The 21,321-nt window shown below is 57.8% G+C and carries 12 protein-coding genes; 4 read left to right on the top strand and 8 right to left on the bottom strand.

Going from position 1 to position 21,321, the window contains the following annotated elements:
* Positions 1-7: 7 nt before the first annotated feature.
* From DRW39_RS16200 to aroQ, 3 genes are all read right to left on the bottom strand, one after another.
* Positions 8-406, bottom strand: coding sequence for a four helix bundle protein (locus DRW39_RS16200; RefSeq protein ID WP_116108106.1), 399 nt, complete (start codon positions 404-406; stop codon positions 8-10).
* 500 nt (positions 407-906) lie between these two features.
* The gene (locus DRW39_RS16205; protein WP_116108107.1) at positions 907-1,674 is read right to left on the bottom strand and encodes a Bax inhibitor-1/YccA family protein; all 768 of its coding nucleotides are present in this window, start codon (positions 1,672-1,674) and stop codon (positions 907-909) included.
* A 53-nt stretch (positions 1,675-1,727) separates the two neighbouring features.
* Complete coding sequence (aroQ, locus tag DRW39_RS16210) at positions 1,728-2,138, bottom strand: type II 3-dehydroquinate dehydratase (RefSeq protein ID WP_116108108.1); 411 nt, start codon at positions 2,136-2,138, stop codon at positions 1,728-1,730.
* A gap of 190 nt (positions 2,139-2,328) precedes the next feature.
* On the opposite strand from aroQ, the gene DRW39_RS16215 reads away from it, so the two are divergent.
* The 3 genes from DRW39_RS16215 (at position 2,329) to DRW39_RS16225 (ending at position 7,971) form a co-directional block, all read left to right on the top strand.
* Complete coding sequence (locus tag DRW39_RS16215; protein ID WP_116108109.1) at positions 2,329-3,768, top strand: polysaccharide biosynthesis C-terminal domain-containing protein; 1,440 nt, start codon at positions 2,329-2,331, stop codon at positions 3,766-3,768.
* A 68-nt stretch (positions 3,769-3,836) separates the two neighbouring features.
* On the top strand, positions 3,837-6,863 hold the full coding sequence (locus DRW39_RS16220; protein ID WP_116108110.1) for an ELWxxDGT repeat protein: 3,027 nt from the start codon (positions 3,837-3,839) through the stop codon (positions 6,861-6,863).
* 40 nt (positions 6,864-6,903) lie between these two features.
* Positions 6,904-7,971: an adenylate/guanylate cyclase domain-containing protein gene (locus DRW39_RS16225; RefSeq protein ID WP_116108111.1), complete on the top strand. Its 1,068-nt coding sequence runs from the start codon at positions 6,904-6,906 to the stop codon at positions 7,969-7,971.
* Positions 7,972-8,222: 251 nt separating this feature from the next.
* Here DRW39_RS16225 and DRW39_RS16230 read toward each other — a convergent pair whose 3' ends face one another.
* From DRW39_RS16230 to DRW39_RS16250, 5 genes are read right to left on the bottom strand one after another with little or no spacing between them, the layout of a single operon-like run.
* Positions 8,223-8,873: an NAD-dependent epimerase/dehydratase family protein gene (locus tag DRW39_RS16230; protein ID WP_198664914.1), complete on the bottom strand. Its 651-nt coding sequence runs from the start codon at positions 8,871-8,873 to the stop codon at positions 8,223-8,225.
* Between the two features lie 16 nt (positions 8,874-8,889).
* A complete protein-coding gene (locus DRW39_RS16235) occupies positions 8,890-9,387 on the bottom strand; it encodes a GbsR/MarR family transcriptional regulator (protein WP_116108113.1) in 498 nt (165 codons plus the stop codon).
* Positions 9,388-9,446: 59 nt separating this feature from the next.
* Complete coding sequence (locus DRW39_RS16240; protein WP_116108114.1) at positions 9,447-12,593, bottom strand: efflux RND transporter permease subunit; 3,147 nt, start codon at positions 12,591-12,593, stop codon at positions 9,447-9,449.
* Positions 12,594-12,618: 25 nt separating this feature from the next.
* Complete coding sequence (locus DRW39_RS16245; RefSeq protein WP_157976169.1) at positions 12,619-13,752, bottom strand: efflux RND transporter periplasmic adaptor subunit; 1,134 nt, start codon at positions 13,750-13,752, stop codon at positions 12,619-12,621.
* Positions 13,753-13,790: 38 nt separating this feature from the next.
* Positions 13,791-16,172: a TolC family protein gene (locus tag DRW39_RS16250; protein WP_116108116.1), complete on the bottom strand. Its 2,382-nt coding sequence runs from the start codon at positions 16,170-16,172 to the stop codon at positions 13,791-13,793.
* 473 nt (positions 16,173-16,645) lie between these two features.
* Here DRW39_RS16250 and DRW39_RS16255 point away from each other — a divergent pair, with 473 nt between their 5' ends.
* A complete protein-coding gene (locus tag DRW39_RS16255; protein ID WP_198664915.1) occupies positions 16,646-21,310 on the top strand; it encodes a PKD domain-containing protein in 4,665 nt (1,554 codons plus the stop codon).
* Positions 21,311-21,321: the final 11 nt, after the last annotated feature.

Here is a 21,321-nt window from a genome sequence, read left to right on the forward strand (position 1 = left end):
GGATCACTTAGGCCTTTCGTTTTGCTTTTTCGGCTTTGCCCACGAATTTTTCGGGGTTTCGTTGCATGTAGCTTAGGAGACGGGAGACTTCTTCACATGCCGCCTGGTAGGAGGTGTGATGGCCTCTGGAGATGTAACCATGATCTCGAGCAAACATTAGCCATACTTCTGTCTCGTGGTTCTCCCCGGCGCAATCCGTGAGCTTGGCAATGAAGTGTTTTGGGTAGCGGCGCTTGGCATAGCATTCGGCTAAGTTGGCGCAGACTGATCTAGAGGAGCGGAGAACCTGATCGGTAAGCGCATATTTTTCCGCGGGTGGGAAAGTCTTACACAGATTGTAGATGGAAGCAGCGAGTCTGCGACTCTTCTGGAAAGCTAGCCAAGTGGTAAAGTGAGATGTACTCATAGGGGATTTTTTCCTCAAGGTGAGGGGCCCCGTAGTAATATTCCGTTTCTAAATGTTTATATTCGAATATATGCGTTTACAAACGCCTAGTGGGTCTTGACTTCCAGGTAATCAATAGCCGGAAGAATGTTATCAAAACCTGATTCTGACCTAGAAATATACGGTGATGGGAGAAGTGACCAAGGTGCTTCACTCTGTAGCATTGCACAAATCATTCACTAGCGGCCGAACGGTTTTACACGGTAGGCGCTCAGACACCTACAGCCTCAGGGTACAACTATATCCTATCACCTATTCCCTAAATTTTTCTGTTTGCAGAAAAATTCTCCCCCCCCAGGCAGCGAACACCAACCCCCCACCGTTACCCCTTTAGTTTTGATGATGGAATAACAGCAGCCTCACTTTATACTCACTAGTTCAACTAGGCTGTAACGCAAGCAGGGGAAAACGGACGCACCGTTTTCCCCTGCTGCTTTTAGGTAATCTCCGTGAAGACTGGCTTAGTCACGCTGAAGCACCGCGAGCAAGCGCAGGATCTCCAGGTACAACCAAACCAGGGTGACGATCAACCCAACCGCGCTGAACCACTCCATATACTTGGGTGCACGCATGGCGGCCCCGCGCTCGATACTATCGAAGTCGAGGAGGAGCATGAGGCTGGCGATGCCGATGATTACGACACTGATGCCAATGCCGATGGGGCCTCCCTGGTGGAGGTACGGTACGCTCATTCCGAAAAAGCCGAGTACGATATTCAGTACGTAGAGTAGGACGACTGCACCCAGCGCCATCATCATACCCGAGCGAAATTTCTGATTGACTTTGATGATGCCTGCTTTATAAACGAACAGCATCATAAAGAGAACCGAAATGGTACCCAATATGGCGTTGAACACCAGTCCGACACCAAAGCCGGCGGCGTAGGTGGCGGTTATAGAACCGATGAAAAGGCCTTCCAGGAGGGCATAGATCGGAGCCAGCGTGCCGGACATCTTTGGCTTGAAAGTCATGAAGATGACCAGGGCAAAGCCACCCAGTAGGCCGCCCCAGACGAACAGTTGGCTGGGGAAGAAAAAAGAATACACGGCAGTAGCGGTCAGCAGTGCTCCGAGCAGGAACGTTTTGTTGACAGCTCCGTCGACGGTCATGACTTCACTGCCGGAGCGTTGGATAACACCTCCATCCAGCGGTTGCGAAGACGCTTTGGCCAGTCGTTCCTCGCTAAGTAGCGGGTTACTGGATTTGCTAAAGCGATCGGATAAGGACATGTAGATAAGATTGGTTGTTATATAAAACGCCTGAAAGGCATTGTCGTTGCGGTTTAAACGAAATACTGAACAGCCAGCTCGTAGCCCCGCAGACCAAAGCCCACGATTACTCCCTCGCAGTAGGGCGAAAGGTAGCTGTGGTGGCGAAAGGCCTCCCGTTTGTGTACGTTGCTGATGTGCACCTCGATCACCGGCGTCTCGATGGCGGCGATGGCGTCGGCAATCGCGATACTGGTATGGGTATACGCCCCGGCGTTTAAAACGATCCCGTCGTAGTCGTAACCGATCTCGTGGAGCTTGTCTATCAAATCCCCCTCGTGGTTACTCTGGTAGTATTCCAACTCCACGTCGGAGTCGACAAACTTGCCCTTCAGGTGCAGCATGAAGTCGTCGAAGGTGTCCTCTCCGTAAATTTCCGGTTGCCGCCGGCCCAGGAGGTTCAGGTTCGGGCCGTTAATGATCATGACGCGTAGCAAGGTGAGTAGTACGGTAGTACGGTAGCGGGTAGTACGGTAAGCTTTAGTGGTCTGTTAGTCTTTGGGTACGTCCACCGCCGCTGGGTGAGTAGATACCGGAAAGATAGGTACTGCCGTACTACCGTACTAAAGCCGCCCGTACTACCGTACTAAGTACCACCGTACTATTGTACTACTAATGCTTGCCTCCTTTTTAAAGAACGTCCTACTGGTACTGGTCCTTAACCTGGCGGTCAAGGGTATTTACCTCTTTGGTATTGAGCGGACGGTGCAGAACCAACTGCCGGAGGGGGATTACGGACTGTACTTCTCGTTGCTGGGCCTGGGCATGGTGCTGCAGGTGATTGCCGACTGCGGCCTGCAGTTGTACAACAACCGGACGCTGAGCGGGCACCGGCAGTTGCTGGCGAAGTACTTCCCGTACTTTCTTGGGTTAAAGACGCTATTGGGTGCGCTGTTTTTGGGGGCACTGCTGATTGTCGGTTACGTGGTCGGCTATCGGGACTGGGAACTAGTATTGCTGATGATCATCGGTTTCGGTCAGTTGCTGAATAGCCTGGTCCTCTACCTACGGTCGAGCTTGTCGGGACTGGGTCGCTACGCCCTGGATAGTACGTTTAGCGTGCTGGATAAGCTCTTGGTGATCGCCATCATCGGCGGGGTGCTGATCTGGGCTCCCGACCGGCTCAGCATCGGACTGTTCGCGATCACTCAGGTCGTAAGTTGGGCGCTGACGGCCGGGGGGTTGGGGTACGTGCTCCGCAGCAAACTGGACCGGATCCGGCCGAAGTTCGAGCGACGGATGTTGCTCATGCTACTGCGTGGGGGTGCGCCTTATGCCATTGCCATCCTGCTGCAAGCGGCCTATACCCGTACGGATGCGGTCATGATCGAGCGCTTACTACCGGACGGAGCCGTGGCGGCCGGTCATTACGCGGCGGGATACCGCTTGCTTGACGCCCTGAATACCGTGGGCTGGCTGGTGGCCGGTCTGCTGCTTCCCATGTACGCCCGGCTTTACGCCCGGCGCGAGCCTTTTTCCGATTTGCTTCGCTTTAGCGTCCAGTCGTTGGTAGGGGGCGCTTTGGTGGTCAGCTTTGCGGTGGCGGCCTACGCCCGGCCGATCGTGGATTTACTGTACGACTTCGCGGAGCCGCGTACGGCGACCATCCTCTTTTTTCTGGCGCTTACCTTTATAGCGCAGTGTCTGAATTACGCCTATGGCGCGCTGCTGGGCGCGACGGGGCACATCGGCCGGATGAACTATATTTTTCTGGGGGGGATCGGGCTGAACGTGGCCGGTAATCTCTGGGCTTTACCGCGTTACGGTGCACCCGGTGCGGCTGCGGTAACGCTCGCGACGCAGTCGGTGATCGCGGGCCTTCAGGCGGTGTTAGCACACCGATGGTTGCAAATCACGGCGGGTAAGGTAGCCTGGTGGCATCTGATCATGCTGGGAGGTATTCTGCCGGTACCGATCGTAATGATTGCAAGTCTGCTGCACGTCGACTGGGTTTCGGATATGCTCCTGGCTATGCTAACGGGGATCCTGCTGCTACTGGCCTTGCGCCTGGTCGATCTTCGGGAATTATGGAGGTTATTCAGGGAACGAGCCTAAGCAATATCCTAGGATTCGGGGCAATGCGGGGTGCAAAAACTTCGCTATAGCAGGGTATAACCCCGCCCATGAAGATAGCCTTACCCTGCTTCCGCTTCTTTTTCTCCGTATGCTGTACGTGCCTCATTGCCTGGCCCTTTCATCATGTCATCGGGCAGGACGCCCGTCAATTAACCAGCTTTGAGGATACGCAGTACCGCAAGGATGCTATCCACGCCCTAAGTGTGTTTGAAGGTAAGGTTTACGCGATGAACATCGCGGGTGCGGCGGACCGGAAGGGTCGGTTCAGCATAATTGACACCTCCACGGGTGTAATGCGGTCGCTGACGGAGAATTCCGAATTTCTGGGAGAGTCAACGACTATCTATGGCAAACGACCCTTTCAAAAACTTGATGATAAGTTGTTTGCCCAGTACCGGGCGGATCCGACAGGTGGTGAGTTATACCGCATTGAGGGGGAGCGGGCCACTCGGTTGACCGACCTGCGCACGGAACCCATTAGCGACCTCGTCAAGCTAGGCGGCATGTACTATTTTCTAGTAGCGGGACGAGCGACCGCCATGCCAGCCCATGCTGACGTTAAAACCCACTACACCGAACTTTGGCAAACGGACGGGACACCCGATGGCACCTCGTTGGTTGAGGAGCTGCCGATCCTGAACTTCGAAGATGATACAGGTTTCAATGTGTACCCCCGTAATTTACTTACCGCCGGTACCGAAAGCCTTCTGATCTCCGGCTATTCGACGGTACGGGGACAGCAGTACACCAACTATTATCTATACCGGCCGGGGGGTAAGCTTGCCGCCGTAACGGCTCCGCGGATCAATGGCTTCGGATCGCCCCATGTGAAGGTCTTTGGCTGGGGTACCCGTCCGGTCGTCGCCTTCGGCAGTGGGTTTTACCTGATCGGAACCCGATCGGGGAGTACCGTTCCCGAATTGCTTCGCATTGAGGAAGCGAGCGAAGAGATGCTTCCGGTAACCGGTATACTGAACGGGCGGTACGGCGTTTTCGGACAGGAAGACGTTCGTTTTGCCGTGTTACAGGACAGCTTTTATCTCTACTGCAATGACAGGCAGCTTGGGCAGCGATTGTACGTGACAGGCTTAGACGAGCCAGAAAATTTTCGAATCATCCGCATCGCAGCGGAGGGAAGCCGCAGCGCAGTGATCACCACCTTCGGTGACAGTATTTACTTCGCCGGAGGCAGCTCAAGCGGCACACCCGCGCTCTTTCGGTACGTGGCTACGACCGGGGTGGTGGATACCCTATTCGTACGTCCGGAATTTAACGAGGCGTACGAACTGCTTGCCAATGACGGGATCGTATACTGGCCGGGCAACTCCGGTGGAGCGGGTGTTGGTCGCTACCGAATCAAAGATGACTCCCTGTCATTCTTTTTAGGGCTAAACCCTTCGGGACATACCGGAACCATGCACCCTAGCCTGACGCTCATTGGTGACGCGGTCATTTACCTCGGTGAGCGAGAAGACTGGCGCAGCGATAGGCCGCCGTTGTTGCTGACCCCTGAGGCAAGCGGGCCGCGGAATCTCCTCGCGTCGAATCCCGCCCCGCCCGCCGGCGTCTCCTTTCTGAATGGACAAGACCAACACGGAAGTATCCTCTTCCGGGCGCCTGCTCTAGACAAACTCGGTCGTTATTTTCGCTACGACACTACGCTCGAAACCGTCGTGCCCATCGCCTATCCGACATCCGAAGAATTGTATAGTGTAGCAGACCTACGCACCACCGTTGCCGGAGGACCTATGGTGCCATATTGCTGCGATACGGAGGACGGATCCGGGTTTACGGTCCATTTGGTTTCCGGAGACAGCCTCAAGCCCGCGCGATATGCCGATACCAAAGAAATCGTGCGGATCCAAAAGCAATGGATGCTAAAGTATCCACTGATAATAGAAGAAGCGCCCAACCTGACTTCCGTCTACCGCTACCACTTTGAGGGACTGACGATGGTGAAAGAATTAAGACAAAGTATCTCCGGAAGAGGGGCGCAAATTGCTTACCTAACGGACGATCTGGTTCGCATTAGCGTGAGCAGTGAAGAATATGGCCTTAAAACCGGCTATCTCCTCCGCCCGGACGGAAGTCTGGTATATCAGTTCGATTACCCGGAGAACCTGGCGGTGCTCGCCACGGATACGATGGGCTATTACCTGCTGGATATGCCGGCTGACGAACCGCCCACCATCGCTTACTACGACATTGGCGGCGCCGAGACGATCCATTTCGAAGTTCCCAATGGGGTCACACCCGTATACCCTAAATACTGGTTGCCCCTGTACCGTATGGTGGGGAATCGCCTCATTTTTCAGCCCCACGATCCCAATACGGGAACGGAACTTTACGTGGCCGATCCCGCCACGGGGCGGATCACCCTTCTGCGGGATATCCATCCGGGCTCGGGCGGCAGTGATCCTCACGCTATGACCCGCGTGGGTGACCGTCTCTTCTTCGCCGCATACGACCTTACCCACGGCACCGAACTCTGGCGAACCGATGGAACTCCGGAAGGTACTTACCTCGTGAGCGATATTCATCCAGGTGTGGCCACCAGTAATCCCGGTAATTTCGAATTGGGGCAAAACCAGTTATACTTCCGCGCTACTTCGGATGTAGGAGCGGAAGCTTACGCGGTGGATTTAGAAAGCGAGATGGTCCGCCTGCTGGCCGATATCAGCCCGGGCCGGGGCGGATCATATCCTGAGCAATTTCTCGAAACCAAATCTGGCCTCTATGTGCTTGCAAGGAGCCATGAGGAGGCCGGCAAACAGCTATTTCAAATTCAAGCGGACGGCAATACTACCAACGTGACGTCGATGATGCCGGAAGTAGGATACTTAAGCATTTTCCCAAATCCGGCTTCTAACTCGGTCGTGGTACGCGCTCAGGCCGGTGACTACCTCGAACAGCTTCGGCTTTTCAATATGACCGGTAGTTTGTTACGGACCGTCCCCGTTAATGGGGCGGAGACCTCGCTGTCGACACGGGAGCTGCCGTCCGGACACTACTTTGTGGTGGCTCGCTACCGGTCAGGAACATTCAGCACCGGCAAACTGGTGGTAACGCAGTAGGGCTAGCTTACCAACCCGCCCGTTCCGTACCTATTGATCCATGATCGCGAAGAATAAGCTTTTGTACTGGTTGAGGTTAGTGCTGACTTGGTGGGTAGCTACCTTTCTTTTCAGCTTTCTGCGGCATTATGGGTGGCCGGAGCGGATGGCCTTCGCGCCGGACTACCTGATTGCGCCGGCGCTGGATTTCTCTTTGGCGCTCATTGTAGGTACGGGGTACTTCGGTATTGAGTTATTGCTGAACCGGCAAGCGTTCATGCGGCTCTCTTTTCTGTGGTGGGCGCTTTTGAAGGTGGTCTTACAATTCCTACTCGCTATAGCCCTGTTTGCCGTTGGTCTCAACCTGTACCCGCTTTTCAACAGTACGGCCGTCCAAGATTTAACCCTTGAAGAATTTCTGGGCAGTAAACTGATGGTGGTGGTGCTGGTATATTTCCTTTTAATTAGCCTGCTCATCACCCTGTTTCAACGTATGTACCAAAAGGTGGGCCCGGGAATTTTCGGCAATATGCTGGTGGGCAGGTACCATAAACCCCGGGAGGAGGAACGGATATTCCTGTTTATCGATCTGCGTGACTCTACTCCGATTGCCGAAAGGCTGGGACATTTGTTGTTCTCTCAACTCATTCAGGACTGCTTCGCTGATGTTACGGATGCCGTAATACACCATCAGGCGGAAATCTATCAATACGTGGGAGACGAGGTCATTCTCTGCTGGAAAACCAAGCCGGGGCTGAAACACAACAACTGCATTGCTGCCTTTTTCGAGTTCGACCGCATCCTCGCTCGCCGCTCTGGGTACTACGAATCTAATTATGGGTTCCACCCGGAATTCAAAGCCGCCGCGCATATCGGACGCACTACGGTGGCGGAAGTAGGCGTCGTGAAACGGGAGTTGGCCTACCACGGTGACGTGCTGAACACCACGGCACGCATTCAGAGCAAATGCAACGAACTGGGCGAACAGTTACTGATCTCCCCGGCCTTGTCCGCCCGACTGGACCTCGACCGTGATTATATCACACACGAATACCCGCCGGTCGAGCTTACCGGGAAGCGGTACAGCTTACCCGTTATCGGCATTCGAGCGCGGAGCTTGCCTGTATAGTAGCAGTTGATTGAACGAAATACCGCACTGATTCGCTACGGGATAGCGTAGAAGTTATCAAACGCAGGGGGCTATGCCCCAGTCCTCTGCTATCTCGTCACCACGAGTTTGTAACCGGGCCGCCGCGGTGAATTGCTCCGTTGGTAAATTCCAACGATTATGTCGAATGGTATAAAGCCAGACCGAAGGTGCCTCAGAAACCGGTTCGCGATAGGGCTTTTACCTGCGCCCCGCCGCCCCCTGAACGGTCACTACGATACAGCACCCAGGTGCCCGATGTCGCTGCTCTCCAGGATCTTTTGCGGCTGGGGGGACAGGGCGCACCTGATCATCGCTAAGCCGAGTTGCCGGTCCGAAACCGACCAGCTAGCTCGACGCATGAGCGGGAACAGTGGCCGCAACACGCCGTACAGGGCGCCGATCCAGCGGGTCTTCGTCGGCAATTTTCTTTCGGGCAGTAACATGCCCAAACGGAACATGTAAGCATCCCGAAATCCCATGTTCAGCAGCGCCTGCTCCGTCCGGCCTTTCACGCGGGCCCACATTTGCGAGCCGTCCGGATCGGTACCCATTCCGGAGACGTAGGTAAAAACCAGGTCGGGATTCACGTCATGCAGGTCGCGGGCGAAGCCGGTCACCAGATCGAAGGTCAGGCGGGTATAGGCGGCTTCATCCTTTCCAACGGAGGAAACCCCGGCGCAGAAAAAGCAGGCATCGTAGGAACGCAGTTGATCGACTATGGGCGACAGGTCAGAAAAGTCACGATGCAGCACCTCTTCTAACTTTTCGTGTTGGAGGTCGATCGAACGTCGGTTGATCATCAGGACCCGGCTGACGTACGGGCTATCGAGGCACTCCAGCAGCACGGCGCGGCCGACCATGCCGGAGGCGCCGGTGAGCATAACGCGTAATGATGTATCAGTCCTTTGGTCGTTCATCCCACTTCTGTTGCAACTTGGGCAATTCCTCTTTGAGGAACAGGAAATACTCCTTTATATGCTTGAGCTCCCGGTTGAAATCGGAGTTTTCCGTACCCTCGCGCAGATCGATGACCTTACTCAGCGTATTGATAAAGGGGCCGATCTTGGCCAGCCCTTCCCGCATCTGACCCAGCCATTTTTCTCCGGATACCCGGAAATAGCGCTTGCGGTCGCCGGGCTTGGTGATGTAATCGATGCGGCCATCGTCCATCAGCCGGCGTATGGCATTGCTGATGGAACTCTTGCTGGCCTGGAGAAATTCCTGGATGGCGAAAAAATCCATTTCCGGCGGATCGGCGAGCAGCAAGAGCGCAAATACCCGGGCTTCGGTTGGCGTTAGTCCGGTCTGCTCGAAAAAGACACCGATTTCCTCAACGCGACGCTTGATGTCGGAAATATGGGGATTGGCGTTTGCGGGGGATGGAGTGTCGGACATTGCGGAACGGTGGATGGATACGGTCAAAGATATGGTGGACGCCGAAGTGCGGGCCTCGATCAGACGAAATGGGCTTCCTCATCGCTAGCTGGTGTCTTTTCCCGGATACCGAAAAGAAGTTTGTATGTAATCGGGACGAAGATCAGCGTGATCACCGTACCGAACAGTAAGCCCACCATGATGGCGATGGCCATCGGCTCCCAGATCAAGCCGCCCCCCAGGTAAAGCGGAATTAGGCCGAGGGCGGTGGTGAAGGTAGTCAGCAGAATGGGGCGGAATCGTTGCTGGCAGGCATCGACGATGGCGCGGAACTCCGTCTTGCCGGCCCGTTCCTCGATCTCGATGCGGTCGATAAGCACGATCGCGTTATTGATCAGGATGCCGGCCAGGGAAATGACCCCCAGGAAGCCCATGAAGCCGAAGTAGCTTTGGAAGAGTAGCAAGCCGAGGATCACGCCGATGATGCCGAGGGGGATCGTGGCCAGCACGATACCCATCTTGCGGAAACTGTTGAACTGGAGCATCAGCAGCAGGACGATGATGAATCCGGCCAGGGGCAACTTAGCGGCTACGGCACCCATAGCCTCGCGGCTGCGTTCCGACTCGCCACCCAGTTCGTAGGTGTAGCCGGCGGGCCACGAGTCGGCCAGGGAATCGAGGCGGGGCGTCAGCTGGCGGGTGACATCGGTGGCCGTATAGCCCATGACCGCATCGGCCTGCACGGCCAGGGTACGGACGAGGTCGTGGTGTTTGATCTTGGCGTATTGCCAATCGACGTTCACGTCGGCTACCTGCGCCAGGGGGACGTTGTTGCCGCTGCCCTGGGCGAAAACATTGAGCCCCTCGAGGTCCTCCACGCGGTAACTTTCGGCACTTCGGCCGCGCATGACGATGGGAATGGATTCGTCGCCCTCCCGGTAGCTGCCGGCGGTGAAGCCGCTGACGTTGGTCCGCAGCGAGACGGCGATATCCTGATTGGTGACACCCGCGGCGCTGGCCTTGTCCGGGTCGATATCCACGACTACCTTCTTGCTTTTCGGACCCCAATCGTCGGTGATGTTGGTGGCGATGAGGATTTGGTTAAGCGTGGATTTTACGTCGTCGCTGATGCGGAAGAGTTCGTCGGCACTCGGCCCGCTGATGCGCACCTCGACGTCAGCCGTGGCTCCTCCGCCGCCGGAAAGCGGGTTTACGCTGATGTCGGCGTCCGGAAACTGCTCCCGGCCGTAGGCTTCCAGCCGTTCGATCATTTGGTTATTGGCTTCGAAGCGGTTCGTGTTGAGCAGGACGTGGGCGTAGCCGCTATTGGCCTCGCCGGGTTGGTAGCCTAAGTCGTAGCTCTTAGGGCCTTCACCCACGAAACTCGTATAGCTGGCGATCCCCAGGGCATCGGGGTCGTCCGTTAGCAACTCGGAATTGATGTAGGCCTCCATGCCCTCCGTAACCTCGGTGGTCCGCTGGATATCGGTGCCCTGAGGCAGTTCGATATTCATGGTGATGAGGTTACGGTCGCTATCCGGGAAGAAGATGAACGGTAACCGGCCGAACAGGGACAGGCTACAGAAGAACAACACGATCACGGAAGTCAGGACGATCCACGGGTGCTTTAGCGACCAGTAGATCATGCCGCGGTAGCGCTCGTTGAGGCGCTCGAAAATGTTGCCTTTTTGCGGGGCGGCCTCCGCTTCGGGAGCGGTTTCGGCCTCCCCGTCCTCGCCTCTCTGCTTCACCCGGATCAGGGCGACCCCGAGCATGGTGACTACCGTCATGGCCAGGATCCAACTGCTGAGTAGCGCGAAGGAAATTACGACGAAGAGGTTGCCCATGATCTCGCCCATGGTATTCTCGGCCAGGAAGAAAGCCAGGAAGGCCGCCGAGGTGGTCAGGGAAGAGATGAGCAGCGGGATGGCCAGTTCGGAAGTGGCCTGGTAAGCGGATTTCTTAGGAGAAAGTCCGTTCTCCATGCCCACCATCATCGATTCGGAGATCACGATCGCGTTGTCCACCAGCATACCCAGGGCCATGATGAGCGCGGCCAGGGTCACTTTGTTGAGGCCCACGTCAAAGACGTTCATGAGCAGCAGTGTCATGACGATGGCCAGGGGAATGAGGCTCGCCACGACCAGCCCGGTGCGCCAGCCCAGGAAGAGGAACATGACGGCCAGTACGATAGCAACGGACTGAATGACGTTGGAGACGAAGTTGGTTACGCTGGCCTGGACGAAGGTATCCTGGCTGGCGATCCGCCGGGCTTCCATGCCCACGGGGAGTGTCTGATTAAAAACCTCCAGGCGGCGGTTGATATCCTCGCCCAATTCCACGAGGTTGGCGCCCTCGCGGACGGCTACGGCTACGACCAGGCCCTGCTCCCCACCCAGGCGTACCAGGCGCTCGGCCGGGGTGGCGTAACCACGGGAAATGGAGGCGATCTCGCCCAGTTTGGCCGTCTGCTCATCGCCGAGATTGACGACGGTGTTGGCCAGGTCGTCCAGGCTCTCGAAGTTACCGCTGGGCTCCAGTACGATCCGCTGGTCGCCGAGCATTACGTCGCCGCCGGCGAATACGATGTTGGTGGCGGAGATCGTCTGCTGCAGCTGGTTGGCCGACAGCCCGTAGCGGGCCAGGCGGGCATTGTCGAACTCCACGAAGATCTGCTCCTGGCGCATACCGGTGATCTCCACCTCGGCGGCGTCGGGGAGGGTGACCAGGTCGTCGCGGATATCCTCGGCGGCGTCTTCCAGCTCGCTGAGGGAGTAGCCCGATCCGGTAAGGCCCACCTGGATTCCGTATTCCACGCCGATGTCCTCGTCCTTCACCACGATGCTGCGCACGCCGTCGGGCAAATCGGGCCGGATCACGTCGATCTTGCGGCGCAGGCGATCCCATACGGGCTGCATTTTTTCGGCGCTGACGCTGGGGTCCAGCTCCACGTTGACGATACTGAGTCCGGTCCGGCTTTCGCTGGTAATCTCCTTCACTTCGGGCAGTTCCTGGGCTACCCGCTCGATGCGTTCGGTGATGAGTTCCTCGATGCGTTCGGGGCTGGCCCCGGGAAAGGAGGATACGACCGAGGCCACGCGGATCGTGAAGGGCGGCATGGCGTTGCGGCTGAGGCTGTTGTAGCCCACGAGACCGAGGACGGCCACCATGAGGACGACCAGGATCGTAACCCGGTTGTTTTCGACGGCTAATTTGGAGATATTCATCTTGGGGGAGTTGGTCGGGTAAAGGTTACTGGGTCAGGAGGCGGACCGGCATGCCATCGAGTAGCTGCTTCAGGCCGGCCGTGGCGACGAGATCGCCGGGGCGCAGGCCATCCCGGACGACGAATCCGGAATGCGTGTAATCACCTACCGTTACGGGTACGCGGCGGGCCACGTACTGGTCGGCGCGGTCACCGGCTTCGAGGCGGAAGACGTAGCGGCCATCGGGGCCTTCAGAAACGGAGGCGGTGGGGGCTACGATGAGGGTGTCGCGGCCGCCGGTTGCGTCGCCGAACTGGAACCGGACGGTGGCGGCCATGCCGGGGCGGATGGCTTCGGTCTCATCGTTGACGGCGATCGTGACGGGATAGCTGGGTGAACCCGCGGCGGCGTAGGCCACTTCCGAGATCGTGCCGGTAAAAGCTCGGTCGGGAATGGAAGAAAACGTAATTTCCACCTGCTGCCCGGAAGCGAGGCGGCCCACGAAGTCTTCGGGTACGCTCACTTCCACCTCCGGGTTCTCCTCGGTACTAAGCGTCACGATGGCCCTGCCGGAGCCGGCGTACTCGTTTTCTTCCACGTGTTTTTCGGTGATGACGCCGGCAAAGGGTGCGGGGAGGCGCGTATAAGCGACCTGGTTGCCAGCGGCCTGGACCTGCGCGCCACTGGCTTCCAGCTGGCTACGCGCGGCTTCCACCTGGGCCTGGGCGCTTTGGAACTCACTGCGCACCTGCTCGAATTGACTCAGGGAAACGCTGTTGTTTTCATAGAGGCGGGAGGTGCGCTCGTAGGCGGCCTGGGCGGCGATCAATTGGGTCTGGGCGCTCTCCAGCTGGGCCTGGCTGGCTTGTCGTTGGGCATTTGCCTGCGATTGCTGCACCCGGAGGTCCGCCGGGTCGAGCGTGGCGATCAATTGGCCGCGGTTTACCCGCTGGCCCAGTTTCACCGGCAAGCTGCGCAGGGTGCCCGCTACGCGAAAGGAAAGGGGCGTCCGACCCGCGGCTTCCGCGACGCCGTTGAACACCTGGCTGCTGGTGCCGTCGTCAACCGTGACGTGTTGGGCGCGGACGGCTCGCACCGGCGGCTCGACGGTAGCTTCCTCATCACCGCCACCGCAGGCAGTAAGTAGGAGAAGAAGGGCGAGAAGATGGAAATATTTCATCGGTTGGCTATTCGGGGATAAGTAGGGGAGGGAACGCATTACTGCGCGTCGCGAAAGGAGAGAAAGCGTTGGAGAAAAGCGGTCTGCTCGGCGGGCTCGGCCAGAAACTGGTAGCTGCCGGTGGCCCGCTGTACGGTCAGGAAATCGGCCACGAATTGGTAACCGAGGTTGGTCGCGTTGATGCGGGACTGCAGGACCACGTTCTGGGCGTCGATGAGCGAGGTTACGTTAGCCGCCCCGCTGCGGTACAAGTCTTCAATGATGTCGAAGTTGCGCTCGGAGGTAGCCGCCGCTTCCCGGGCCAGGCGCAGGTTCCGGTAGCTGGCAACCAGGGTTTCCACGCTGGAGTAAAGCCGCTGCACGAGCTGGTTTTCCGTATTCTCGCGCTGTGCGGTTGTTTGCAGAGTAGTGAGCTTGGCCTGTTCGAGTTGGGCCTTGCGCAGCCCACCCTGGAAGATGGGAATGTTGGCCCCGACCGCAATCGTATAGGTGCCACGGGGCCGGTCGGCCGCCGCGAAGTCGAAATTGAATTCCGGTGGCAGGGGCGTGGTGGCATAGTTGCCGATCCGGTAGCCCAGCTGGCCCTCAACGGCGATCTGGGGCAGGTAAAACGCGCGTTCGCGGGCTTTGGCCTGCCGTTCCTGGGCGGCAATCGCCAGGTCAAGTTGCCGGAGACTGGGCAGATTACGTCGTGCCTCGTCGGCCAGGAAGTCGGCGAGCCGGTCAATATCCCGGGGGGTATTGAGCAGCGGAAGCAGGGTCTTTCCGATTAGCCCGAGGAGGGAGTCCTGCCCGGTGAAGGGCGGTAGCCGGAAGTCGGCGTTGATGTCGTGGTCCAGCAGCTGGTTAAGCTGGTAGCATGCCTGGGCCAGCTGGGCCTCGGCATCGTTGACGTTGATGGAACCGAGCGACAATTCGCTTTCCCAGCGGTAGACGTCCGTTACGGCGGCGGCGCCCAGGTCCTGTTGGTTAACGGCCAGGTCGTAGTTAGCGCGGGTAACGTTCAGGTTCTCATTTTGCAGGCGCAGGAATTCCTTGCTCTGTAGTACGTTGAGATAGGCGGTGCTGACGTCGAGTACCACGTCCAGCTGGCTGGATTGCAGAGCGGCCTGCTGTCCCTCCGCCAGCAGGCGCTGGATCGCTACGTTGGCGAAAACGGGTTCGGAAAGGATGACCTGATTGAGCGTGGCGGAGCCCGTCCAGTTGTAGCGGCCCTGCAAACCGAAGCTGGAGGCAGTGGTCTGTGGGTCCAACATAGTCAGGGAAGTTCCCGCGCCCAGCTGTGGAAAAAGGTCGGCTTTTGCCACGTTAACGTCTGTACGCGCCAGGGCGACTTCGTACTCGTCAATGCGGTAGCCCAGGTTTCGGGCCAGCCCTTCCACAATCGCTCCTTCAAGCGTCAGAACGGGGCCGGACTCCACCGCCACCGGGTTAAGCAGCACGGAGCGGCGCATTAGGTCGAAGGAGGGGTAGATACCGGAAGTACGCGCGGCCCCCATATTGATGATCAGGCTCTGGTTGGAACCCTCGATACTGGTCGAGAAGGTGGCGGGATCCACACCGTCCGTGATGCGCAGTACGTCCAATGCCACTCGGCGGGGCAGGCGACTGATGATATCCTCGGAAGAGTAGGCGGCCAGCACGCCGAGGTCCAGCATGGGGTAATCGAGCAGACTCATGGTAGCGACGCCGCGATCGTTCAGCAATTGCAGGAGCTCCTCGGTTTCCGCAGGAGGGAGAATCTCCGTTACCGGCGTAAAGTAGACGGCCCCGGTATTCTTGGGGATCAGCGACCAGGTGGCCGCCGCGGTGGGTTGGGCCGCTATTACCGTGACGGAGGCACCGGCATAGTCGGCGAGCTGCTGGCTGAGTGGCTCCCGAAAATATTTCGAAGTAACCACGGTAAGCCGATCGTATGGTTTGAGTTTGGCCAGGGTGTCCAGATCGCGCTCGATGTCGAACGGAGATCGCACATAAGTCAGGTTGTTTACGCCACTCCCGGTCGAGTCTTGCGGAGCAGCGGGATCTACTACGATGGCGGCAATAGTTGGCTTCGGATAGTTCTTACGGTCCAGCAGCGCCTGGCTGCTACCGATACTGGTGCCAATCACGATATCCGATTCGCGGTATGCATCGTCTAGCCGTGCTTCGCCGAACCGGGGGAGACTGTATGCATCAACTGTAAGGTTAAAGCGGGTACCTAGCAGTGCCCGTAATTCATCTTTTAGCAGGCTATCCAATCCGATCCCGGCGGGTTCTGTCCCATCGCTGAGCAGCGCAATCCGCAAAGGCGATTGTCCTGTGGCTTGGCTACACAGGAAGAGTAAGGCCCCGAGTAACAGCGCGGAGCGGAGCAGAGAAGAGAGACAGCTTAACGGTCGACTGGGAAGTGAAGAGCGGGCGCGGGAAATCTGACGCATAGTATAGAAGTATGAGTCAGGAAAACGGGTGTAAATCTACTTAGTTCTGTTTTAACAGAACTAAAAATATCATCCAGAACAAATTAGTTCGGCTTGTGATTGGCCGGCTGCAACTTTGTTTTGCTCACTTGGCATGGAGTATGTCCTTGACGGGGCATTTGCGGGAGGGAACGAATAATTAGCGGATTTGAAAAAGGCAAATTCATCTTTCCAACACTTACTAATATGTCTGGATATGCTACAGGGAGGGTGACTTTTTTCTATTTTTCGAATGAATTTGGTGGCGTTCCGATTTCTTTCGAGGTTGGAGGCCACTGCATGTACGCCCCAGAAAACTCACGATGAAGACTCCCCCCCGATGGCGATTCTATCCATTTTTGATTTGCCTGTTGGTAATGGTCACAGCCTGCCTGAGTGGTCAAGACAGTTCCGGACCTACTATACAGACCTGTAGCGACCGACAGATTTTCTGCTTGGCCGAGGACAAGCTTGACCTCTGTGTACGCGTCAATGTTCCGGAGGGCTATTCTAAAACCATCAAGTCCCTGAGTATAAACTGGGGGGATGGCACCGACGCGTTCACGCGGGGGGCGGGAAACGATCCCTTTGAGACAAACCACCGCTACGACTTTAAAAGGTTCTTTGAAGAGTGTACCTACGAAAACGGACCGTTCTACGTTACCCTCTCCGTTTACGTAGAGGGGGAAGTGGATCCGATCCAGAGTATATTCCCCCTGACCGTGCGTAACCCGCCCAAGGCCAGGATCGACAACTTCCCGAAGACGGTCTGCACGGGAGAAGAGATTATCTTCCAGAATACCTCCTGCCCTTCCATCGGCCTATTATCGGAATGGGACTACGGCGATGGTTCGTCTGTGGACGAATTTGGCAGGCACGCTTACACCAAGGCCGGGACCTACCAAGTGCGCCTTCGAGTAAGCAATTATTGCAACACGGACGAATTAAGTTCCGACCAAATAACCCGCGAAATCACCGTAATCGAACGTCCGGTCGTCCGGGTGTCAGCCGACTCCGGCATCGTTGCGAGCTACAACGATCCCTACCGGGTCTGTTTGGATGGTCGGGCGGTGGTGAGGCTGGATGGGTCGGGCTCCGAAGGTATCAGTAGCGCGCAATGGACGGCCTATCCGAGTACCGGCGTGAATTTCGAGAATGCTAAGCGTCGAAACACCCGTGTGACCTTCACCTCCCCCGGTTCGTACCAGTTGATCCTTTCTGGAATAAACGATAATTGTCAATTCGCCGCTGCGGATACCCTTGATATCGACGTGCTCGAAAGCACCGTGTTACGACTCGAACATCAGGAGGATCGCTGCGTGAGCTTTTCGTACTGCCCCGAACCCTTTCTGCCTGAAGCTACCTATACTATCAATGGTGAATCCCTCGACGAATGCGGTCGTATGGTAGAAGAGGGAACCTACGTGGTCGAAGCCTTCCTGGCCAACCCAATCTGTGGAGACGCAACCCGGCGCGATACATTCGTCGTTTCCGCTACTTCAACCGCCGTCATCATCACGACCGATACGGCATTGTGTGACCGGGATGACCCGCTGCGGCTGGAAGCCGTACCCGCCGGCGGACAGTGGGCCGTCGACGGGCAACCCTTCGACGGTACCATTGACCCCAGCGTGCTCAGCCCGGGAATTCACCGCATCACCTACGGCAACGAACCCTGTCTGCTGTCCGACAACATCACCGTAGAAATCGTCAGTTCGGCGGTGACCGTGCCCGACGATACCGAGGTTTGCCTGGATGGGGGAGTGGTCCGCTTTTCCGCGAGCCCGGCCGGTGGATCTTTCGTAGGCACCGGAATTGATTCGACCGGGCAGTTCGATCCTACCGTAGCGGGGCTGGGCACATTCCAGATCTCCTACGAGTGGGAAGATGGGGAGGTTGTCGGCTGCGGCGGCAGCAATACCTTCCAGGTCACCGTTTCCGAACTCGGTACCAGCTTCGAGACGCTCGCCTGCAACGGGAACGAAGTATGTTTTTCCGTGGATACCCCCGGTGCCTACGAATCCGTGAGCTGGAAATTCGGCGACGGACGTACCGCAACGGGAGACGCCCCCTGCCACACCTTCCCCGGTGCCGGCAACTACGAGGTGGAGATTTCCGTGACCCGTGGGCCCTGCGTAGCCACTTTTAGCCGTTCGGTCAGTATCGCGCCCGCTCCCGTCGCTTCCTTTAGTCTGGATTACGATAGCGACCGCTGCTCCGACCTGCCCGTCACCATCACGAACACCTCTACGGGCACCAACCTGACCTATACGTGGCGGATCAACGGGGAAATCTTCGCGGATACGGTAGCTCCCGCTGACCTGCTGCTGGCCTCCCGCCTGCGCGATTCCCTCTTCGAGATCAGCCTGGAGGTGAGTAATGGCTGCACAACCAGTACAGCAAGCGAAGAGATCCTGGTGCGGCCCCTCCCTACCTCCGATTTCGGAACGGACCAGCAGGCCTACTGCTCCGGCGATACCATCCTGCTGGCCAATAACGCCATCGGCCAACCCACCGCCTACGAGTGGTCTGTAAATGGGGAGCGTATCGGTACGGATTCCCTGCCTCCCCTGATCGTTCATGAAACCGCCTCCCGCGACACGCTGGAAGTATGTCTGACCACCTTCAACGACTGCGGTTCCACGACCACCTGCCGGCCGATCGTCGTCACGCCCACCAACGTCGAAGCCTTTTTCAATGTCTCCGCCACGGTAATCTGTGTTGACGATACGGTACACCTGACCAATTTCGCCACACCCGGGGTAGGGGTACGGTACGACTTCGGTAACGGCAACGGCAGCAGCGAACCCAATGCCTCTTTCGTGTACCAGCAAGCCGGTGAATACACCATCACCCAACGCGCCTTCGGCTGCGGCTCCGATGCTTTCGAAAAAACGGTCCGCGTCGTGCCGCGCCCGACCGCCCGCTTCAACGCGCCGGCGGCCATCTGCGTGGGTGCGGAGGCAAGCTTCGAAAACCTCAGCGGGGATACCCTGAGGGCTATTTGGGACTTCGGTGACGGCAGCGCGCCAGTCGCGGATTACCGTCCAAGCCACGTCTTCGACACCGCCGGCGTGTACCAGGTTTGCCTCACGGTGACCAGTATGGGACCGGACGGTTGCGATCATACCGTCTGCATTGACGTCGAGGTAAGCGATACCCCAACTCCGGCCTTCACCTATACCGATAGCCTCTGCCTGGGTTCCGAACTGAGCGTCCGCTCCGAGGCGGTGGGAGATGGCTTGAGTTGCCGCTATCGTTTTGGCGACGGCGCCTCCGCCACGGACTGCACCGCCAGTCACCAATACACCACGGCGGGTACCTACAACATCACTCAGGTTGTTACCGATAGCCGGGGCTGTCGGGACAGCATCAGACAAGCGGTTACCGTTCGGAATCTTCCCCGCGCCGATTTCCGCCTGGCTTCCCCGGAGCTTTGCTATCCGGATTCCTTCCGAATCACGAATCTCAGTACCGGTGCCGAAACCTATAACTGGGACTTCGGGAACGACGACGGCCAATCAACGGAGCATCCCGTTTATGGCTACGACGGCCCCGGCCAATACACGATCACCCTCACGGCTTCCGACCTGTTTTGCAGGGCGGCCTACGCAACCGCAGTGACGGTACACGAAAGCCCGGCCGCCGCGATCGTGGCACCCGACACAACGGCGTGCTTTGGGGAAAGCTTCCCCCTTTCGGATGCATCCTCCGGCCCGGTGGATACCCGGTCCTGGACCTTCGGTGACGGGACCACCGCTTTCACACCGGAGATCGATCATCCCTTTCCATCACCTGGGACCTATCCCGTCCAACTGCGCGTATCCACGGCCGCCGGTTGTACGGATTCCGTCCTTCAGTACTTGGTTGTTCACGAACCCGTGACCGGCGATCTTCAACAGACGGACCCCATCAATTGTAACGGTGCCACCACGGCCGGACTGCGGTTTGTCACGACGGGAGGTGCCGCTCCGTATTCCTTTGCCTGGTCGGACGGTGGCGTAAACGATACGAACAACGACCTCTCCGCCGGCACCTACGGACTCACCGTGACCGATTCGAACGGCTGCTTATTAAGGGATTCCGTGACCGTCACCGAACCGCCACCCATTCTGCCGGGAACGGATGTCGGAGTGGTGAGCTGCGCGGGCGGAGCAGACGGTAGCCTCGCACTGAATCTTTCCGGAGGCACGACCCCCTACCTCATCCAGTGGGCGGATGGCGGATCGGGTGTCTCCCGCGAAGCGCTCGTGGCCGGAGAATACGACGTGACCGTCTCCGACGGAGCGGGGTGTATCGTCCCCTTCACGCTGGAAGTGCCCGAGAATGCCGCGTTGATGGTCGTTGACTCCCTTACAGGGATTTCGTGTTTTGGAATGGGCGACGGAGCGCTGGATATAAGCAGCGTAACGGGCGGAGTGGGCCCCTATGCCATCACGCTAACCGGAACCGGATACCGGGAAAGCGGCAGCACGATTACCCGCTTCGATCAACTGCTTCCCGATGTCTATACCCTAGAAGTGGAGGACGCGCTAGGGTGCCTGCTGGAACGGGAGGTATACGTCCCCGAACCGGACCGCGTAACCCTGGACGTATTCCCCGACAGCGTCTTCCTGAAGCTGGGGGACACCGTACAACTGACCACCCGCTACAACGCCACTCAGCCCACGTTCAGCTGGACGCCGGCCTACGGCCTGAATTGCAACAACTGCCCGACACCGGTAGCCCAGCCGTACTTCACCCAGCATTACACCGGCCTGATTACGAACAGCCGGGGCTGCTCGGCGCGCGACACCGTGACCGTGGAGGTAGAGATTAATCGGGACGTATACATCCCCAATACCTTCACGCCGAATGGGGATGGGCGCAACGACGTGTTTCGGGTCCGCACCGCTTACCCCGAGGCGGTTGCCGAAGTGGTCAGCTTCGAGATCCGCGATCGTTGGGGGATGCTGCTCTTCGACCGCCAGTCCTTCCCACCGAATGACCAAACCTTCGGTTGGGACGGTACCTACCAAAACAACCCGGTTACCGCCGGGCAGTATGTTTACCAGGTACAGGTTCGCTTCGTTGACGGATTTGAAAAGACAATGAGCGGAAGTATCTTGATCCTCCGGTAGGCATAGCGTGA

Source organism: Lewinella sp. IMCC34191, from assembly GCF_003390935.1.
Classification (GTDB): Bacteria; Bacteroidota; Bacteroidia; order Chitinophagales; family Saprospiraceae; genus Neolewinella.

What these genes read in the sequence shown, in the direction of transcription:
- DRW39_RS16245 (WP_157976169.1), bottom strand. Translation starts at nt 13,752, where the DNA reads ATGAAATATTTCCATCTTCTCGCCCTTCTTCTCCTACTTACTGCCTGC.
- aroQ (WP_116108108.1), bottom strand. Translation starts at nt 2,138, where the DNA reads ATGATCATTAACGGCCCGAACCTGAACCTCCTGGGCCGGCGGCAACCG.
- DRW39_RS16235 (WP_116108113.1), bottom strand. Translation starts at nt 9,387, where the DNA reads ATGTCCGACACTCCATCCCCCGCAAACGCCAATCCCCATATTTCCGAC.
- DRW39_RS16200 (WP_116108106.1), bottom strand. Translation starts at nt 406, where the DNA reads ATGAGTACATCTCACTTTACCACTTGGCTAGCTTTCCAGAAGAGTCGC.
- DRW39_RS16215 (WP_116108109.1), top strand. Translation starts at nt 2,329, where the DNA reads ATGCTTGCCTCCTTTTTAAAGAACGTCCTACTGGTACTGGTCCTTAAC.
- DRW39_RS16230 (WP_198664914.1), bottom strand. Translation starts at nt 8,873, where the DNA reads ATGCTCACCGGCGCCTCCGGCATGGTCGGCCGCGCCGTGCTGCTGGAG.
- DRW39_RS16205 (WP_116108107.1), bottom strand. Translation starts at nt 1,674, where the DNA reads ATGTCCTTATCCGATCGCTTTAGCAAATCCAGTAACCCGCTACTTAGC.
- DRW39_RS16250 (WP_116108116.1), bottom strand. Translation starts at nt 16,172, where the DNA reads ATGCGTCAGATTTCCCGCGCCCGCTCTTCACTTCCCAGTCGACCGTTA.
- DRW39_RS16220 (WP_116108110.1), top strand. Translation starts at nt 3,837, where the DNA reads ATGAAGATAGCCTTACCCTGCTTCCGCTTCTTTTTCTCCGTATGCTGT.
- DRW39_RS16225 (WP_116108111.1), top strand. Translation starts at nt 6,904, where the DNA reads ATGATCGCGAAGAATAAGCTTTTGTACTGGTTGAGGTTAGTGCTGACT.
- DRW39_RS16240 (WP_116108114.1), bottom strand. Translation starts at nt 12,593, where the DNA reads ATGAATATCTCCAAATTAGCCGTCGAAAACAACCGGGTTACGATCCTG.